The organism is Micrococcus sp. SL257, from assembly GCF_026625585.1.
Taxonomy (GTDB): domain Bacteria; phylum Actinomycetota; class Actinomycetes; order Actinomycetales; family Micrococcaceae; genus Micrococcus; species Micrococcus luteus.
Window position 1 is genome coordinate 2,332,795 of the sequence record NZ_CP113053.1, and the last position, 16,796, is coordinate 2,349,590.

General features: G+C 73.2%; 12 protein-coding genes. 2 read left to right on the forward strand and 10 right to left on the reverse strand.

Going from position 1 to position 16,796, the window contains the following annotated elements; all coding sequences use genetic code 11:
• Window positions 1-41: 41 nt before the first annotated feature.
• The 9 genes from OVA32_RS10825 to OVA32_RS10865 all read right to left on the reverse strand — a co-directional run bounded on the left by OVA32_RS10825 (window position 42) and on the right by OVA32_RS10865 (window position 11,892).
• Entirely contained in the window at window positions 42-1,577 is a 1,536-nt protein-coding gene (locus tag OVA32_RS10825) for a sugar transferase (RefSeq protein WP_257966157.1), read from the reverse strand.
• 98 nt (window positions 1,578-1,675) lie between these two features.
• A complete protein-coding gene (locus OVA32_RS10830; RefSeq protein WP_185194666.1) occupies window positions 1,676-3,517 on the reverse strand; it encodes an ABC-F family ATP-binding cassette domain-containing protein in 1,842 nt (613 codons plus the stop codon).
• Window positions 3,518-3,582: 65 nt separating this feature from the next.
• A complete protein-coding gene (locus OVA32_RS10835) occupies window positions 3,583-4,551 on the reverse strand; it encodes a 4-(cytidine 5'-diphospho)-2-C-methyl-D-erythritol kinase (RefSeq protein WP_185194665.1) in 969 nt (322 codons plus the stop codon).
• On the reverse strand, window positions 4,548-5,471 hold the full coding sequence (gene rsmA / locus OVA32_RS10840) for a 16S rRNA (adenine(1518)-N(6)/adenine(1519)-N(6))-dimethyltransferase RsmA (protein WP_144826170.1): 924 nt from the start codon (window positions 5,469-5,471) through the stop codon (window positions 4,548-4,550). Before rsmA ends, OVA32_RS10835 begins: the two co-directional genes overlap by 4 nt.
• A 60-nt stretch (window positions 5,472-5,531) precedes the next feature.
• Window positions 5,532-7,343 carry an ABC transporter ATP-binding protein gene (locus OVA32_RS10845; protein ID WP_185194664.1) on the reverse strand — a complete coding sequence of 604 codons (1,812 nt, stop codon included), beginning with the start codon at window positions 7,341-7,343 and terminating at the stop codon, window positions 5,532-5,534.
• Between the two features lie 33 nt (window positions 7,344-7,376).
• Window positions 7,377-8,330 carry a TatD family hydrolase gene (locus OVA32_RS10850; protein WP_041104581.1) on the reverse strand — a complete coding sequence of 318 codons (954 nt, stop codon included), beginning with the start codon at window positions 8,328-8,330 and terminating at the stop codon, window positions 7,377-7,379.
• A 119-nt stretch (window positions 8,331-8,449) separates the two neighbouring features.
• On the reverse strand, window positions 8,450-9,937 hold the full coding sequence (locus tag OVA32_RS10855; RefSeq protein WP_185194663.1) for an NAD-dependent succinate-semialdehyde dehydrogenase: 1,488 nt from the start codon (window positions 9,935-9,937) through the stop codon (window positions 8,450-8,452).
• 183 nt (window positions 9,938-10,120) lie between these two features.
• The gene (gene rsmI / locus OVA32_RS10860) at window positions 10,121-10,975 is read right to left on the reverse strand and encodes a 16S rRNA (cytidine(1402)-2'-O)-methyltransferase (RefSeq protein WP_140764764.1); all 855 of its coding nucleotides are present in this window, start codon (window positions 10,973-10,975) and stop codon (window positions 10,121-10,123) included.
• Window positions 10,972-11,892 (reverse strand): glycosyltransferase family 2 protein, encoded by a 921-nt coding sequence (locus OVA32_RS10865; RefSeq protein WP_267714481.1) that lies wholly within the window; start codon window positions 11,890-11,892, stop codon window positions 10,972-10,974. The genes rsmI and OVA32_RS10865 overlap by 4 nt, the downstream gene beginning before the upstream one ends.
• Before the next feature lie 44 nt (window positions 11,893-11,936).
• On the opposite strand from OVA32_RS10865, the gene OVA32_RS10870 reads away from it, so the two are divergent.
• Together OVA32_RS10870 and OVA32_RS10875 are read left to right on the forward strand one after the other, a co-directional pair.
• Complete coding sequence (locus OVA32_RS10870) at window positions 11,937-13,550, forward strand: dolichyl-phosphate-mannose--protein mannosyltransferase (RefSeq protein ID WP_185194661.1); 1,614 nt, start codon at window positions 11,937-11,939, stop codon at window positions 13,548-13,550.
• 69 nt (window positions 13,551-13,619) lie between these two features.
• Window positions 13,620-15,458 carry an AMP-dependent synthetase/ligase gene (locus OVA32_RS10875; RefSeq protein WP_185194660.1) on the forward strand — a complete coding sequence of 613 codons (1,839 nt, stop codon included), beginning with the start codon at window positions 13,620-13,622 and terminating at the stop codon, window positions 15,456-15,458.
• A 77-nt stretch (window positions 15,459-15,535) separates the two neighbouring features.
• Here the strand turns inward: OVA32_RS10875 and OVA32_RS10880 are convergent, their stop codons facing one another.
• Entirely contained in the window at window positions 15,536-16,756 is a 1,221-nt protein-coding gene (locus OVA32_RS10880) for a TIGR01906 family membrane protein (protein WP_185194659.1), read from the reverse strand.
• Between the last annotated feature and the right edge of the window lie 40 nt (window positions 16,757-16,796).

A 16,796-nucleotide genomic window follows, 5' to 3' on the forward strand; every position in this document is an offset into this window, starting at 1 on the left:
ACGACGCCCCATTCTTCCACACAGGTCGCGCGGATCCGGGGTCAATAGGCGCCGTCGGCGGCGACCACGGCCTTGACGGTCCGGCCCAGGATCACGAGGTCGCCCAGGATGGACCAGTTCTCCACGTAGTAGAGGTCCAGGCGGACCGCCTCCTCCCACGGGAGGTCGGAGCGGCCGGAGACCTGCCAGAGGCCCGTGATGCCGGGCTGCACCAGGAAGCGGCGGTGCACGTACTGCTCGTAGGCCTCGACCTCATGCGGCAGGTGGGGCCGCGGGCCCACGAGGGACATGTCCCCCCGCAGCACGTTCACGAGCTGGGGCAGCTCGTCGATGCTGGTGCGGCGGATGAGCTTGCCGACCCGGGTGATGCGCGGGTCGTCCTTCATCTTGAACAGCACGTCCTCATCCCCGCCGTCCGAGACCAGCCGCTGCCGGATCTCCTCGGCGTCCACCACCATGGAACGGAACTTGAGCATGGTGAACGGCCTGCCGCCGAGACCGATCCGCTCCTGCCGGAACAGCACCGGCCCGCCGTCCGTGGCCTTGACCGCGATCGCAACGGCGATCAGCAGCGGCGAGATGGCGATCAGGCCCAGACCCGACGCGACGACGTCGAACGCCCGCTTGGCGAACGCCTTGCCCTCGGAGAGGCGCGGGGTGGAGAGGTGGATGAGCGGCAGACCCGCGAGGGGCTGCGTGTGGAGGCGGGGTCCGGCGACGTCCACGAGGGCGGGTGCCATGATCAGGGAGACGCCGCGCTCCTGCAGCTCCCAGCCCAGTCGGCGGACGTCCGAGGGGACGAACGGGTGGCCCGAGGTGATCACCACGGCTTCGACGTCGCGCTCCTCCACGTGGGCGACCACGTCCTCCACGGTGTCCAGGTCCGTGGAGACCGGTATCGGGAGGTAGTCCTCCTGCCGGGTCTTGTATCCGGGGAGGGCCGCGGCCACGGGGGCGTATCCGGCGCCGGCCTCGGAGTCGAGGGCCTCGAAGATGTGCCGGACGGCCTTCGGGCCGCCGACGAGCAGGAGCCGCCGCCGGAACCTGCCGCGGTGTCGCTGCCGCGCCACCCACCCGCGCACGAGGAACCGGCCCAGCAGGAGCAGGAGCACGCCCAGCGGCAGAGCCAGGCCCACGTAGCCGCGCGCCACTTCGAGACCTGCCGCATAGGCGAGGATCGCGACGGTGCCGAAGAGGTACAGGGTGGCCTGCAGGACCCGCTTGTACTCCTCGGTGCCCACCCCCAAGATCCGGATGTCCCGGGAGCCTTGGATGGTCAGCGCGAGCACCCAGGCCGCGCTCAGCGCGAGGCTGATGACGCTGTAGTCGACGAGTGCGGCGCCCGGGAGGGTGGTGCGCCGCGGTCCGCCGAAGCGGAGCTGGGCCGACACGAAGGTGGCGAGCAGGACCGCGACCACGTCCACGACCAGGACGAGTCGCGGAAGGCCTCGCTCCCAGGGCCGGCCCAGGACACGGCCGCGGGCGGTCGAGCCCATGCGGAGCGTGGTCGACTCGTCACCGGGGCTCGCGATCACGGCCTGCTCCTCCGTCCTGACGTGGGGGATGGTCCACGTCATGTGGGCCGGGCATGGTGCTGTGCCCCAACCCTCGATTATAGGGCGGAGACAGCAGCCGGCTGTGACACCTGCCGCATTCTCCTGTGAGCCCCCGCCGGTCAGCCCCCTTCGGCGAGTTCGGCAGCCTGCAGCCACTCCTCCTCCAGGACGTCCAGCTGTGCGTCGAGGTCCTTCAAGTCGGCGGAGGCCGCGGTGAGGGCGTCGAAGTCCTGCGCCTGCCCCAGCTCGGCCATCCGCGCCTCGAGGCCGGACCTGCGGTCCCGGAGCCGGGTCATCTGCTTCTCGAGCCGGGCCATCTCCTTGCGGGCCAGCCGACGCTCCGCCTCGGTGGGCCCGGTGTCCTCCTCCGGCCCGCCCATGCCCGCGCACGTCCCGACGACGTCGTTGCGGCCCCGTACCGGGCCGGCTCCCCGGGCCGGGCCGCCGGCCTCGTCCATCGCGGCGCGCAGCTCGAGGTATTGGTCCACCCCGCCCGGCAGGCCGCGGACCTTGCCGTCCCCGAGCAGGGCGACCTGGTGGTCGGTGACACGCTCGAGCAGGTACCGGTCATGGGAGACCACCACGAGGGTCCCCGGCCACCCGTCCAGCACGTCCTCGACGGCGGCCAGGGTGTCCGTGTCCAGGTCGTTGGTCGGCTCGTCGAGCATGAGGACGTTGGGCTCGCCCACGAGCAGGCGCAGCAGCTGCAGGCGCCGGCGCTCGCCGCCCGAGAGCTCGGAGACCTGAGTCCACTGCCGGGAGGTGCCGAAGCCGAGCATCTCGAGCAGCTGGCCGGAGGACATCTCGCGGTCGCCGACCTGGAAGGACGAGCCTTCGCGGGCCATGACTTCGGCGACGCGCAGGTGGGCGACGTCGTCGAGCTCCTTCACGTCCTGGGTGAGGGTGGCCGAGACCACCGTCTTGCCGCGCTTCAGCCGCCCCGAGTCCGGAGCGATGCGGCCGTCGAGCAGGCGCAGCAGGGTCGACTTGCCCGCACCGTTGACGCCGACCACGCCGAGCCGCTCGCCGGGCGCCAGGCGCAGGGTGACGTCGTCGAGGATCGGCTTCTCCCCCAGCGTCAGGCTCACGTGCTCGAGGTCGAGGACGTCCTTGCCGAGCCGGGCCGTGGCCATCTTCGCCAGGGACACCGAGTCACGCGGGGCGGGGACGTCCTCGATGATGGCGTTGGCCGCCTCGATGCGGAACTTCGGCTTGGACGTGCGCGCCGGGGCGCCACGGCGCAGCCAGGCGAGCTCCTTCTTCACGAGCTGTTGACGCTTCTGCTCCGTCACCGCCGCCTGCCGGGAGCGCTCCGCGCGCGCGAGCACCCACGCCGCGTAGCCGCCGTCGAACGGGTCCACCGTGGCGTCGTGCACCTCCCACGTGCGCGTGCAGACCTCGTCGAGGAACCACCGGTCGTGGGTGACCACCACGAGGCCGCCGTCGGTGGGGCGCCAGCGCTGAGTCAGGTGGCGGGCGAGCCACGCGACGCCCTCGACATCCAGGTGGTTGGTGGGCTCGTCGAGGAAGAGGACGTCGTCGTCCCCGGCGAGCAGACGGGCCAGGGCGACGCGCCGGCGCTGGCCGCCGGAGAGGCCCCGCACGGACTGCTCGAGGTCGAAGCCGTCGAGGAGACCACCCAGGACGTCCCGGACCTTGGGGTCCGAGGCCCACACGTGGTCGTCCACGTCCCCGACCACGGCCTGACGCACGGTGTGCTCCGGGTCGAGCCGGTCCTGCTGGTCCAGCACGCCCACGCGGACGCCGCCGCGGCGGGTGACGCGGCCCGTGTCGGGTTCCTGGAGGCCGGCGAGGATGCGCATGAGGGTGGACTTGCCGTCGCCGTTGCGGCCCACGAGTCCGATCCGGTCCCCCTCATCCACGCCGAGGGAGAGGCCCTCGAGGACGGTGCGGGTTCCGAAGGCGATGCCGATGTTCTCGGCGCCGAGCAGGTGGGCCATGGAGGAGGTGGTCCTTTCCGGACGGAGGAGGGGTGGTCGGGTGCGGCGGGGTGCGCCGCCGGGTGTCACAGCACGTGGGCGCCGGGCACGGGGCCGTGGACGGGGAGGGCGCGCACGCCCGTGCGCTCCTCGATGGCCGAGGCCAGCCGCAGCGCGGAGGCCTCGTCCTGCGCCACGAAGAGCAGGGTGGGGCCGGAGCCGGAGACCATGCCGCGCAGCGCGCCTTCGTCCATACCGAGGTCGAGGACGTCCGAGAGCTCGGGGAACAGGACGACGGCCGGGGTCTGCAGGTCGTTGTCCATGGCGGTGGCGAGTTCGAGCGGGTCCGCCGCGGTGAGGGCCCGCAGGACGGCCTCGTTCACCTCCGGGCGCGTCGGCCCGTCGGGCAGGTGACCCTCCCGGCGCAGCTCGTCCAGGGTCTGGAACACCACGGGGGTGGACAGCCCGGCGTCCGCCGGGACGAGGACGAGGTGCACCGGGGTGCGGGCCGCGACGGGGGTCAGCTCGGCCCCGGTCCCGAGCCCGACGGCGGCGCCGCCCAGCACGCTGAAGGGCACGTCCGCACCCAGCGGGGCGGCCAGCTCGGCGAGCTCGGCGCGGGTGTGCCCGGTCTCCCACAGGACGCTGCACGCGAGCAGCGCGGCGGCTGCGTCGGCGGAGCCGCCGCCCATGCCGCCCGCGACCGGGACCTGCTTGGCGACCTCGAGGTGGACGCCGTGGCTGTCAGGATCGAGTCCGAGGGTGTGCCTCAGGTGTGCGGCGGCGCGGTGCGCGAGGTTGCGCTCGTCCCAGGGCACGTCCTCGGTGTCCACCAGACTGATGTGGCGGCCCGACGGGCCGACGGTGATCCTCCCGTCCGTGCGCGCGATCGCCGTGACGGTCTCCCGCAGGCTGACGGCCAGGTACACGGTGGCCACGGGGTGGTAGCCGTCCGCGCCGGGCGGCCCCACCCGCAGGGACAGGTTCACCTTGCCGGGGGCGCTGACCGTGACGTGCCGGGCCGTGGGGTCGAGGCCGAGGTCCTCCGTCGTCATGCGCTCACCTCCTCCGCCGCACGCCGCGGGCCGTGCTCGGCGATCCGCGCGAAGGCCGCGATGTCCAGGGCCTCGCCGCGGGCGCGCGGGTCCACGCCGGCGGCCACCAGGGCGTCCTCCGCCGCCTGCGGCGACCCCGCCCAGGAGGCGAGCGCGGCGCGCAGGGTCTTGCGGCGCTGGGCGAAGGCGGCGTCCACCACGGCGAAGACCTCCCGGCGGGACGCGCCGCCCGCCGGCGGCTCGCGCCGGGTGAAGGCGACCAGCCCGGAGTGGATGCGCGGAGCCGGCCAGAACACCTGGGTGCCGATGGTGCCCGCCTTGCGCACGTCCGCGTACCACGCCGCCTTGGCGGACGGGACGCCGTAGACCTTGGAGCCGGGCCCGGCCGCGAGACGGTCCGCGACCTCCTCCTGCACCATCACCAGGCCGTGCCGCAGCCCCGGCAGGACCGCGAGCGCGTGCAGCAGCACGGGCACGGCCACGTTGTAGGGCAGGTTCGCCACGAGCGCGGTGGGGCCGCCGGCCGCGGCGGCGGGCCGGACCTCGGCCAGTGCCTGCTCGCTCAGCGTCATGGCGTCCGCGTGCAGCACCGCGAGGGCGTCCTCGGCCCCGGGGCGGAACTCGGCGGCGGTGCGCGGCAGGCGGGCGGCGGTGACCGGGTCGATCTCGACGGCGGTGACGGCGGCGGCCGCGTCCAGCAGGCCGAGGGTGAGCGAGCCGAGCCCGGGGCCGATCTCGAGCACGTGCTCGTCCGCGGTCACGTCCGCGGCCTGCACGATGCGCCGGATCGTGTTCGGGTCGATCACGAAGTTCTGGCCCCACTGCTTGGTGGGACGCAGGTCCAGCTCGGCGGCGATGCGCCGCACGTCCGCGGCGCTCAGCAGCGGGGCGGGGGCGGGGTGCGGGGAGGGCTGGACCATGCCCGCGAGTCTATCGGGGCGCCGGACGGGGTAACCGGGGCGCAGCGGCGCGGGCTCCGCTCAGGTGGAGAGGTCACCGAGCCGGACGAGCTCGCGGAACTCGGGGCTCGTCTCCTGCAGCCCGGCGAACGTGCCCTGGCCGATGATCCGCCCCTGGTCCATCAGCACGATCTGATCGCAGCGCTTGACCGTGGAGAGACGGTGGGCGACCACGATGACCGTGATCCGGCCGCGCAGCGACTCGATCACCTCGGTGACCCGGCGTTCCGTGAGGTTGTCGAGGGCCGACGTCGCCTCATCGAGCACGAGGAGGCGGGGGCGCCGGAAGAGCGCGCGCGCGATGCCCAGGCGCTGGCGCTGGCCGCCGGAGACGCCCACGGCCCCTTCGCCGATCACGGTGTCCAGGCCGTCGGGGAGCTCGTCCAGCCACTGCCCCAGCTGGGCTTCGCGCAGCACGCGCTCCACCTCGGCCCGGTCCGCTGTCTGGGCGGCCTCGACGTCCAGGAGCACGTTGTGCAGCACCGTCCCGTTGACCACGGTGACGGACTGCGGGACGAACGCCACGTTGTCCCACCAGCCGCGCGGGTTGGCCTCGAGCTCCACCCCGTCCACGTAGACCCCACCGCGCTGGGCGTGGTGGAAGCCGATGACCAGGTCCACCAGGGTGGTCTTGCCGGCACCGCTGCCGCCCACGAAGGCGTACGAGGACCCGAAGGGGATGCGCAGGTCGATGTCGCGCAGGACCGGCTCGGTCTTGCCGGGGTAGGTGAAGGACGCGTCCCGCACCTCGATGGACTCCTCGAACGTGATGCGCTCGTAGGGCCGGTCCGCCGCGTGCAGGACCGGCTGCGCGGCGGCGAGCTCCGCCGTCGTGCGCTCGAAGGCCGGCCAGGAGGTGCGGATCTCGTTGGTGGTGGCCATGAGCGCGGCCATGGACGGCAGCACACGGAAGCCGGCCATCGCGAGCAGGGCGAGCGAGCCGAACGCCTCCCCGCCGCGGCCTTGGATGAAGGCCACGGCCACGAGCGCCGCGATGGCGGCCACGAAGGCGACCTCGAGCACGTAGCGCGGCATCATCGTGAGGATCATCTTGAGCCGCGTGGCTTCGGCGCTCTCCGCGCGGGCGGCCCGGTACTCCTCCATGAAGGCCGAGTCGTTGCCGCGGATCTTCACGTCCTTGTAGTTCTCCAGGCCCTGCAGCGCCGCGGTGTTGGCCCGCTCCCCCGTGGTCACCAGGGTCCAGCCCAGACGCGAGGCCGGGCGGCGGATCACGGTCTTGATCACCCAGGCGACGGCGAGGAAGTACAGGGCCATCCCGAGCCCCGTCAGCGGCATGGAGACGCCCACCACGATCGCCACCGCGACGAGCGTCACGGCCTCCGTGAGGAACGTGACGGACGCGTTCACCACGCCCGTGTACGCCATGCTGGAGGTGCCGGTGACGTTGTTGACCAGGGTGCCGACCGTGCGCGTCAGGTGCAGGCCGTAGTCGGCCCGGAGGTAGTAGCGCAGCAGCGTGGCGGACGTGCGGATGAGGTTCTGGTTGGTGAACCCCATGGTCCACCAGCGGAACGCGAGCACCAGGATCGCCTTGAGCAGGAAGGCCACCACGATCACGACGGCGAAGGCCACCGTCTGCTCCGGCACCGTCACGGCCCCGAACCGGGCCAGCAGCCCCTCGAGCGCCGGGGAGCCCAGCTCACCCGAGGTCAGCAGGCTGACCAGCGGGATGATCGAGGCGAGCGCCACCATCTCGAGGCCGGCCACGAGGACGGACCCGAGGACCACGAACACGAGGCGGATCCGCATGGGGCGGTCCACCAGGTACTGCGTTCCCTCGGGCAGCCGGGCTTTGAGGAGTCGGGTCAGCACGTCGCCCATCCTAGGGGCCGGGTCTGGATCGGCTTAGAACGCCCCGTACACCCGGGCGGTGTTCTCGCTCACCGCGCGGGCGAGGGCCGCCACGTCGTCTCCGCGCGTCTCCGCCATGCCCCGCAGCGTCAGCGGGATCAGGTAGGGCGCGTTGGGGCGGCCCCGATGCGGATGCGGTGTGAGGAAGGGCGCGTCCGTCTCCACGAGCAGCAGCTCGGCCGGGGCGATCCGCAGCGCCTCGCGCAGCTCGTCGTTGGCCTTGAAGGTGACGGGACCGGCGAAGGACATGTGCCAGCCGTGCTCGGCGCACGTGCGGGCCAGATCGGGCCCGCCGGAGAAGCAGTGGAACACCACGTGCGGGGGCAGCCCGCCGTCGGCCGCCTCCTCGAGCAGGATCCGGACGACGTCGTCGTGCGCGTCCCGGTCGTGGATCTGCAGGGCCGTGCCGAGTTCGCGGGCGAGTCGGATGTGCCGGCGGAAGGACTCCTGCTGCGCGGCGTGGCCGGCCTCGTCCTGCGTCCGGAAGTAGTCGAGGCCCGTCTCGCCGACGGCGCGCACGCGGGGGTGGCGGGCGAGCTCCGCGATCTGCGCGAACGCCTCCTCGAACTCGCCGCGCTCGGCCAGGCGGGCCGCGTCGTTGGGGTGCAGCGCCACGGCGCCGAGCAGGCGGGGCTCGGCCTCGATCGCCGCGATCGTGAACCGGGCCGAGGCGACGTCGCAGCCCACCTGGACCGCGCCGGTCACGCCCACGGCCTCCGCCGCGTCCATCGCCTGGTGGACGTCCACCCGGACCAGGCCGTCGCGGAAGTCGAGGTGCGTGTGGTTGTCCACGACGGGCGCCGGCAGCGGCTCCGGTGCGGGCGGGTACTCGAGACGACGCTTGCGACCCGACTTCTCCTCGTGGGCGTCCCGGCGCGGGCCGCCGTCGTCGTCCGGCTGCTGGGCGGGGGCGCGGTAGGCGAGCGGGGTCTCGGATGCGTGGGCCATACACCCCACTCTAGGGAGCCGAGCCCGGCCCCCCGACACGCCTCGGGGGCGGTATCGGGTGGTATCCACGTCGGATACCACCCGATACCGCCCCCGGAGGACACGGCTCGGCGCGAGGGTCAGGCCTTCGTGGCCGCCCACGGGTCGGCGATGCCGATGTACTGCACCGTGGTGTACTCCTCGATGCCCTCGGCGCCACCCTCGCGGCCCAGGCCCGACTGCTTCACGCCGCCGAACGGCGCGGCCGGGTTGGAGATGACGCCCACGTTGTAGCCCATGAGGCCGAACTCGATGCTCTCGGCCACGCGGTACATCCGGGCCTGATCCTTCGTGAACACGTAGGAGGCGAGGCCGTACTCGGTGTCGTTGGCCATCTCGATGGCCTCCTCCTCGGAGGAGAAGGTCACGATCGGGGCCACCGGGCCGAAGATCTCCTGCTGGAGGATCGGGTTGCCCTTCTCCACCTTGATCGCGGTCGGCGCGTAGAAGTAACCGTCGCCCTCGATCTTGTAGCCGCCGGTGAGCACCTCGCCGCCGGCCGCCACGGCGTCCTGGACGAGCTGGTCGATGTCGTCGCGCGCGCCCTCGTCCACGATCGGGCCGAGGGTGGACTCCGGGTCGGTGCCGCGCAGGGGCTTGAGCGCCTCGAGCTTGGCCACGAACTTCTGCGTGAACTCCTCGGCCACGTCCTCGTGCACGAGGAAGCGGTTGGCGGCGGTGCAGGCCTCGCCCATGTTGCGCATCTTCGCGGCGAAGGCACCCTCGACGGCGGCGTCCAGGTCCGCGTCCTCGAAGACGATGAGCGGGGCGTTGCCGCCGAGCTCCATCGAGGTGCGCAGCACGTTGTCCGCCGCGTCCTTCATGAGGCGCACACCGACCGGGGTGGAACCGGTGAAGGACACCTTGCGCAGCCGCCGGTCCTGCAGGATCGGGGTGGAGATCGACGAGGCGGAGGAGCCCGCGACGACGTTGAGCACGCCCTTGGGCAGGCCGGCCTCCTGCATCACCTGCGCGAACAGCTGGGTGGTCAGCGGGGTCAGCTTGGCGGCCTTGAGGACCATGGTGCAGCCGGCGGCGACGGCGGGGCCCACCTTGCGGGTGGCCATGGCCAGCGGGAAGTTCCACGGGGTGATCAGCAGGCACGGGCCCACCGGGCGGTGGTGCACCTGCATGCGCAGGGTGCCCTCGGGCACGGTGAGGGTGCGGCCGTAGTGGCGGCCGGCCTCCTCGGAGAACCAGCGCAGGAAGCCGTTGCCGTACGTGACCTCGCCGCGGGCCTCGGCGAGCGGCTTGCCCATCTCGAGGGTCATCAGCAACGCGAAGTCCTCGGCGCGCTCGTTGATCAGGTCGTAGGCGCGGCGCAGGATGTCGGCGCGCTCCTTGGCCGGGGTCCGGGCCCAGTCGGCCTGCGCGGCGCAGGCGGCGTCGAAGGCGGCCATGGCGTCGTCGGAGTTCGCGTCCTGCAGGCTCGCGATGACCTTGCCGGTGGCCGGGTCCTTCACGTCGAAGGTCTTGCCGGAGGAGGCATCGCGCCACTCGCCGTCGATCAGCAGGCCGGTGGGGACGGACTCCAGCAGCGCCTTCTCGCGCTCAGCGGTCACGGTCATGATGCACCTCTTTCGGGGTCGGTGGTCGGAGGCGGCACGCCCCGCGTCCCTCAGGGGAACGGGTGGACGGCCACGGGTATTCCGACGCCGTCCGGCGGCGGTCGGCAGCGGCTCCACGGCTGATCCTAGCCAGGCCCCGGGGCCGCGCCCCCGCGCATGAGCATCTGTGTAGCCGGGGACGTGTCAGCCCCGGGCCGCGAGCACCGCCTGGTAGAGCTCCCGGCTCCGCATCCCGTGGGCTCCGGCCACCGCGGCCACGGCCTCCTTGAGCCGGGTGCCGGACTCCACCAGCACCGCCACCTCGGCGACGGCGTCCGCCTCGGACGACTCCCCCTCGGCGCCGGGCGCGGGCGGCCCGATCACCAGCACGATCTCCCCGCGGATCCCCTCCCCCGCGTGCCGCTCCGCAGCCCAGGCATGCACCTCGGCCGCGGCGCCGCGCACCACCTCCTCGTGCAGCTTGGTGAGCTCGCGGGCCACGCACACCGGCCGCTCCGCACCGAGGACCTCCACGACGACGGCCAGCGCGTCCGCCAGACGCTGCGGCGACTCGAAGGCGACCACGGTGCGGGCCTCGGTCAGCAGGGAGGTGAGCCATCGCCGTCGTTCCCCGTCCTTGCGGGGGACGAAGCCGTCGAAGGCGAAGCGGTCCGTCGGCAGGCCGGACAGCGCGAGCGCGGTGGTCACGGCGGACGGCCCGGGCGCGCAGGTCACGGGCAGCCCCTCGGTCACCGCGGCCGCCACGAGCCGGTACCCCGGGTCCGAGACCGTGGGCATGCCCGCGTCCGAGACCACCGCCACCGTGGCACCGCCCCGCACCTGGTCCAGCAGCCCCTGGGTCGAGGCCGCCTCGTTGTGCTCGTGATGGGCCACCACCCGGCCCGCCGGGGTGACGCCCAGACCGGCGCACAGGCGCCGCGCGGTCCGGGTGTCCTCGGCGGCGATCACGTCCGCCTCCGCCAGCAGCTCACGCAGGCGCGCGGACGCGTCCCCGAGGTTGCCGATGGGGGTGGCGGCCAGGACGATGCGGCCGGTCACGCCGCGCCGCCTCGCCCGTCGAGGAACGGCAGACGAGGTTCGCCCGCCTTCCCGGTCTTCACCCACCTGCGGTAGCCCCGCCAGCGGCCAGCCCGCACCGCGGCCTCGCGAAGGATCCATTTCGGGAGACTCCTGAGTCCCCGCGCACGCGCCGTGCGGACGGCGTCGGCTGGCAAGGCCGCCAATGCAACCACGAACTGCGACTCAGCCAGAGGGGTGCCCTGGGCCTCATGGCCGCGCGACCAGAGGACGGCCTCCGCCTGGCCGGACGAATGGATCTTGCGAAGCTTCGCCTTCAGCCCGGTCGTCTCACGGAAATAGAGGACCAGCCCTGGGTGGGGCGCGATCGTGTGGCCCGCCGCGAGGAATCGCGCAGACAGGTCAGAGTCCTCGACCCCATACGGCGGGAGGGACTCATCGAACCCACCGACGGCTTCGAACAATTCGCGCCGGACGGCCACATTGCCACTCAGGATCCCCCGCCCGTGGAGGATGCCCGGGTTGAGCAGCCGCCCCGAGTCCTTGCCGCGTGGGTCGAGGATCCTGACCGGACCGGTCACTATCGGTGCGATCTCGCGCACTCCGCGGAACGCCTGCTCGACCCAGTCGGGAGCGACCCGGTCATCGGCGTCGCACATCGCCAGTACCTCGCCTCGGGCGGCGGCCGCGGCTGCGTTCCGGGCGTGGCTGGCACCCTGCACCCGAAACGCATCGACGACCGCCAGTGGGACGGGGAACGAGTCCGCACGCGCGCGTACCGCGTCCGGGCTGCCGTCCGTGGAGCGGTTGCCCCCCACGATCACCTCCCAAATGAGGTCGGTGCGCTGGGCGGCCAGCGCGTCGAGCTGCTCATGGATGAGCTCGCCCCCGTTGTGCATCGGAATGATGACGCTGACGTCCACGGATTCCACGGTCATGCCCCCAGCCTAGAGAGTCCTTGCGTCCCCCTAGCATGGAGCCCGTGCCCGCCACCGCCCTCGCCTCCCGCCCCGCCGCCGTCACGGTCGACGACGGCCCCTTCGGCGCCGCCGCCCTGCGCGCCCGCCTCGGGGTGAGTGCGGCACCCCTGACGCGGTGGCACTGGATCCTGCCGCTGCTGGTCACGGCGATCGCCGGCGTCCTGCGGTTCACGAACCTGGCCCACCCGGACCAGCTGATCTTCGACGAGACCTACTACCCCAAGGACGCCTACTCCCTCCTGGAGTCCGGCTACGAGCGGCGGTGGGACGAAGACGTCAACGACGCGTTCGCCCGCGGCGAGGCGGAGCCGCTCGAGGGGGCCGCCTACGTGGTGCACCCGCCGCTGGGCAAGTGGCTGATCGGCCTGGGCATGCTCGCGTTCGGCCCGGACAACGGGGTGGGCTGGCGATTCAGTGCCGCGGTGGCCGGCACGCTGTCCGTCCTGCTGGTCGCCCTCGCCACGCAGCACCTGCTGCGCTCGGTGTCCCTGGGCGCGGTCGCCGGGCTGCTGCTGGCCGTGGAGGGCCACCACCTGGTGATGTCCCGCATCGGGCTGCTGGACATCTTCCTCTCGTTCTTCGTGCTCGCGGCCTTCGCCGCCCTGCTGGCGGACCGCGTCCACGGGCGGCGGCTGCTCGCGGAGCGGCTGGCCTACGACGTCGCCCGGCGGGGACGCGACGCCCTGGCCAGCGGGCCGTGGCTCGGCTGGCGCCCGTGGCGACTGCTCGCAGGCGTGCTGCTGGGCGCCGGCTGCGCCGTGAAGCTCTCCGGGCTGGCGTTCATGGCGGCCTTCGGCCTGCTCACGGTCCTGTGGGACATGTCCGCGCGCCGGACCGCCGGGGTGCGGCACTGGGCGTGGGCCGGCGTCGAGAAGGACGGCCTGTACGCGTTCGTGGCCGTGGTGGGCGGCGGCCTGGTCGCCTACCTGGCCTCGTGGACCGGCTGGTTCGTCACGGAGGGCGGCTACTACCGGGACTGGCACCGGGACAACCCGCCGGAGGGCCTGCTCGCCGGGCTGGTCCCCGGTCCGCTGCGCTCCCTGTGGCACTACCACGTGGAGTCCACGACCTTCCACCAGGGCCTCACCAGCCCCCACGACTACGCCACCAACCCGTGGACCTGGCCGTTCATGGGCCGGCCCGTGAGCTACTACTACGAGGGTGCAGAGCCCGGCGAGGGGATCTGCCCGGCGGACGCCGCGGGCGCGTGCTCGTCGGCCATCACGGACATCGCCAACCCGTTCGTGTGGTGGACGGGCCTGGCCGCCGTCCTCGTGTGCGTGTGGCTGCTGGTGCGCCACCGGGACTGGCGGGCCGGCGCCCTGCTCGGCGCCTACGCGGCCGGGCAGCTGGTGTGGTTCCTGTGGCCCGAGCGGACCATGTTCTTCTTCTACACGATCGCCTACGAGCCCTTCCTCGTGATGATGATCGCCCTGGCGCTCTCGCTGCTGCTGCGGCCGGGTCGCCGGCCCGGGCCCCGCTGGGGCTCGGCCCTGGTGCTGGCGTACGTGACGATCGCCGTCGCCGTGTCCCTGTTCTTCCTGCCCGTCTGGATCGGCGACGTCATCTCGTACGACCAGTGGCGCTGGCGGATGTGGTTCAGCAGCTGGATCTGACGGCTGCGTCCCCGGGCGCGGGTGTGCCCGACCGCGCGCCGCACGCCCGGAAGTGGATACCCTCGGACCGTGCAGAACCAGAGCCCCGTCCATGAGTCCGCCACCGAGCTCGTCGGCATGCCGCCGGCGGACTCCAACATCACGGACCTGATCGTCGCCTCCTGTGCCGACCGGCCGGACGCCCCCGTGTACGCCCTGCGCAACGGCGCGGGCGGCTGGGTGGACGTCCACTTCACCGCGTTCCTGACCCAGGTGCGCGCCGTGGCGGCCGGCCTCATCGCCCGCGGCGTCCAGCCCGGGGACCGGGTGGGCCTGTTCTCCCCCACCTCCTACGCGTGGGCCGTCCTCGACCAGGCCGTGTGGTTCGCCGGCGCCGTCTCCGTGCCGATCTACGAGACCTCCTCGGCCCACCAGGTGGAGCACATCGTCACGGACTCGGGGCTGCGGGTGGTCGCCGTCGGCAGCGAGGAGCTCGGCGAGCGCGTCGCCGAGGCGGCCGGGCACGCGGGCGTGGACGTGGCGACGTTCCTGCTGACGGACGCGGGGCTGGCGGAGCTGGCCGAGGCCGGCGAGTTCGTGTCGGACGACGCGGTCGAGCACGCCCGCTCCCTGGCGACCCTCGCCAGCCCCGCCTCGATCGTCTACACCTCCGGCACCACCGGACGGCCGAAGGGCGCCGTGATCACGCACGGCAACTTCGTGGGCGCGGCCATCAACGTGCTGCACTTCGCGCGCGAGGTGGTCCAGTGGTCCCCGGAGACGACGACGTCGCGCACCCTGCTCTTCCTCCCGTTGGCCCACGTGCTCGCCCACGCCGTCCAGGTCATCTGCCTGTACGCCCGCATCCAGGTGGCCCACTCCGGTTCCCCGGCCACGCTGCTCGGCGACCTCGCCTCCTTCCACCCCACGTGGCTGCTGGCCGTGCCGCGCGTGTTCGAGAAGGTCGAGGCCGGTATCGAGGCCAAGGCCCAGAAGGGCGGCACCGGGCCGATCTACGCGGCCGCCAAGCGCACCGCCATCGAGTGGTCCACGGCCGTGGACGAGGCCGAGTTCGGGGACGGCCCCGGGCCTTCGGCCCTGCTGCGCGCCCGGCGCGCGCTGTTCGACCGGCTGGTCTACCGCAAGATCCGGGAGGCCCTCGGCGGCGAGGTGATCTCGTGCGTGTCCGGCGCGTCCGCCCTCTCCCCGGAGCTGGTGCACTTCTTCCGCGGCGCCGGCATTCCGATCGTGGAGGGCTACGGCCTCACGGAGACCACCGCGCCGGCCACCGTGAACATCCCCGGCGCGCACCGCGTGGGCACCGTGGGCCTGCCCGTGGCCGGGGTGACGGTGAAGATCGCCGAGGACGGCGAGATCCTCATCCGCGGCCCCGTGGTGTTCGACGGCTACCACGGCATGCCGAAGGCGTCGGCGGAGGCGATGGAGGACGACTTCTTCCGCACCGGGGACATCGGTGCGCTGGACGAGCACGGCTTCCTGCGGATCACCGGCCGCAAGAAGGACGTGATCATCACCGCCGGCGGCAAGAACGTGTACCCCACGCCCATGGAGGAGGCGCTGCGCCAGCACCGGCTCATCGAGCACGTCGTGGTGGTCGGCGAGAACCGCCCGTTCGTGGGCGCCCTCATCACCCTGGACACCGAGGCCTTCACCCAGTGGGCCCTGGACCGCGAGCTCAGCCTCACTCCGGCCGAGGCCGCGACGGACCCCACCGTGCTGGCCTCGATCCAGGAGGCGGTGGACCAGGTCAACGCGGGCGTCTCCCGTGCCGAGTCCATCCGCCGATTCCGGATCCTGGACCACCCGTTCACCGAGGACTCCGGGCACGTCACCCAGTCCCAGAAGCTCAAGCGGGCCCAGGTGATCGAGGACCACGCCGAGGACGTCGAGGCCCTCTACCGCCGCTGACCCCGCGCCCCCGGACGACGACGGGCCGGGAGGACGCCGCGTCCTCCCGGCCCGTTCCCGGTGCCGTCCGGCGGCGGTCAGCGCACCACGGCGTCGTCCTCCCGGGCCCACCGCAGGCGGGTGCGCAGCAGCTGCTCGCGGTGGTCCGCGCTCAGCTCACGACGGCGGCGCGTGGGCCACGTGAGCACGAGCGTCACGAGGGACGCCAGCAGGGTCACGAGCCCGACCACCACGGCCGCGTCCACCCAGAACTGCTGGGGGTAGAGGCGGATGAGAGCGTCCCGCACGGAGAACGTCCACGTGCCGTCCGCGAAGAACAGCGAGTGGAACCCGGCGAAGAACGTCTCCCAGCCCAGCACCGCCAGGACCGCCAGCGCGATCACCGCGAGCGGCAGCCACACGGCGCCGGCGAACAGGCCGCGGCGCACCCCGCCGGGGCTGGTGCGCAGCAGGGACGCGATGAGCAGGGCGCACACCACCACGAGCACCACGAGCGCCGCGGTGGCGATCCACAGCACGGTCTTCACGTCCGTCATGTGGTCGACCTCGACCTCGGTGAACAGCGGCGCGCCCTGGTGCGTGAGGCTGCTGAGATACCGAGGCCCGGCCAGGTTCGTCACGTAGTCCAGCCCGGCGGAGCCGTAGTGCATGCGGTCGGCGAGGGTGAAGCCGAACCGGTCCGCGGGGAACCCGGGCCGGTGGTACTCCAGCCACAGGAACACCGGGCTCGCCACGAGGCGGACGGCGGCCAGCAGCAGGGCGAGCGGGGCGAGGACCGCCAGCAGCACCTGCGCCAGGCGCGGGCCCGCCTTGGGCAGGCGCGCGCGCTCCTCCGGCGTGGGGCCCTGCAGGGCCGCCGCCTGCGCCACGGGGGCGGCGGTGCCGTCCTCGGGGTAGCGGTCGACCGGGGCGGCCGTGCTCGACCCCGCCGTGCGGGCCCCGACGGCGGCGCTCAGCGGGCCGAGCTCGTCGGCGCCGGGCAGCGGCCGCCGGTCGCCCTCGGGCACGGCCCGGGAGGCGACGATGTCGCGGTCGGCGTCCGCGGCCGGGCGTCCGGCGTCGCGTCGGTCCGCGGCCGCCGCGTCCCCGCCGCGCAGCGCGGCGAGGTCCTCGGGGCTGAGCGCCGAGGTGTGCTGGGCGCCGCCGTCGTCGTCCCGGCCCATGGCGGGCAGCGCCTGGGTGCGGTTCGGATCGTCGGCGGCGTCGTCCTGGACGAACGCGCCGTAGTCCAGCCCGGATTCGAAGTCCTCCGCCCCGGCGCGCTCGTCGCGCCCGCGGCCGGCCTGATGGGAAGCCATGCTCGTGCCTCTCTCGAGTGGGTCCGTCCGCCCGCGGGCG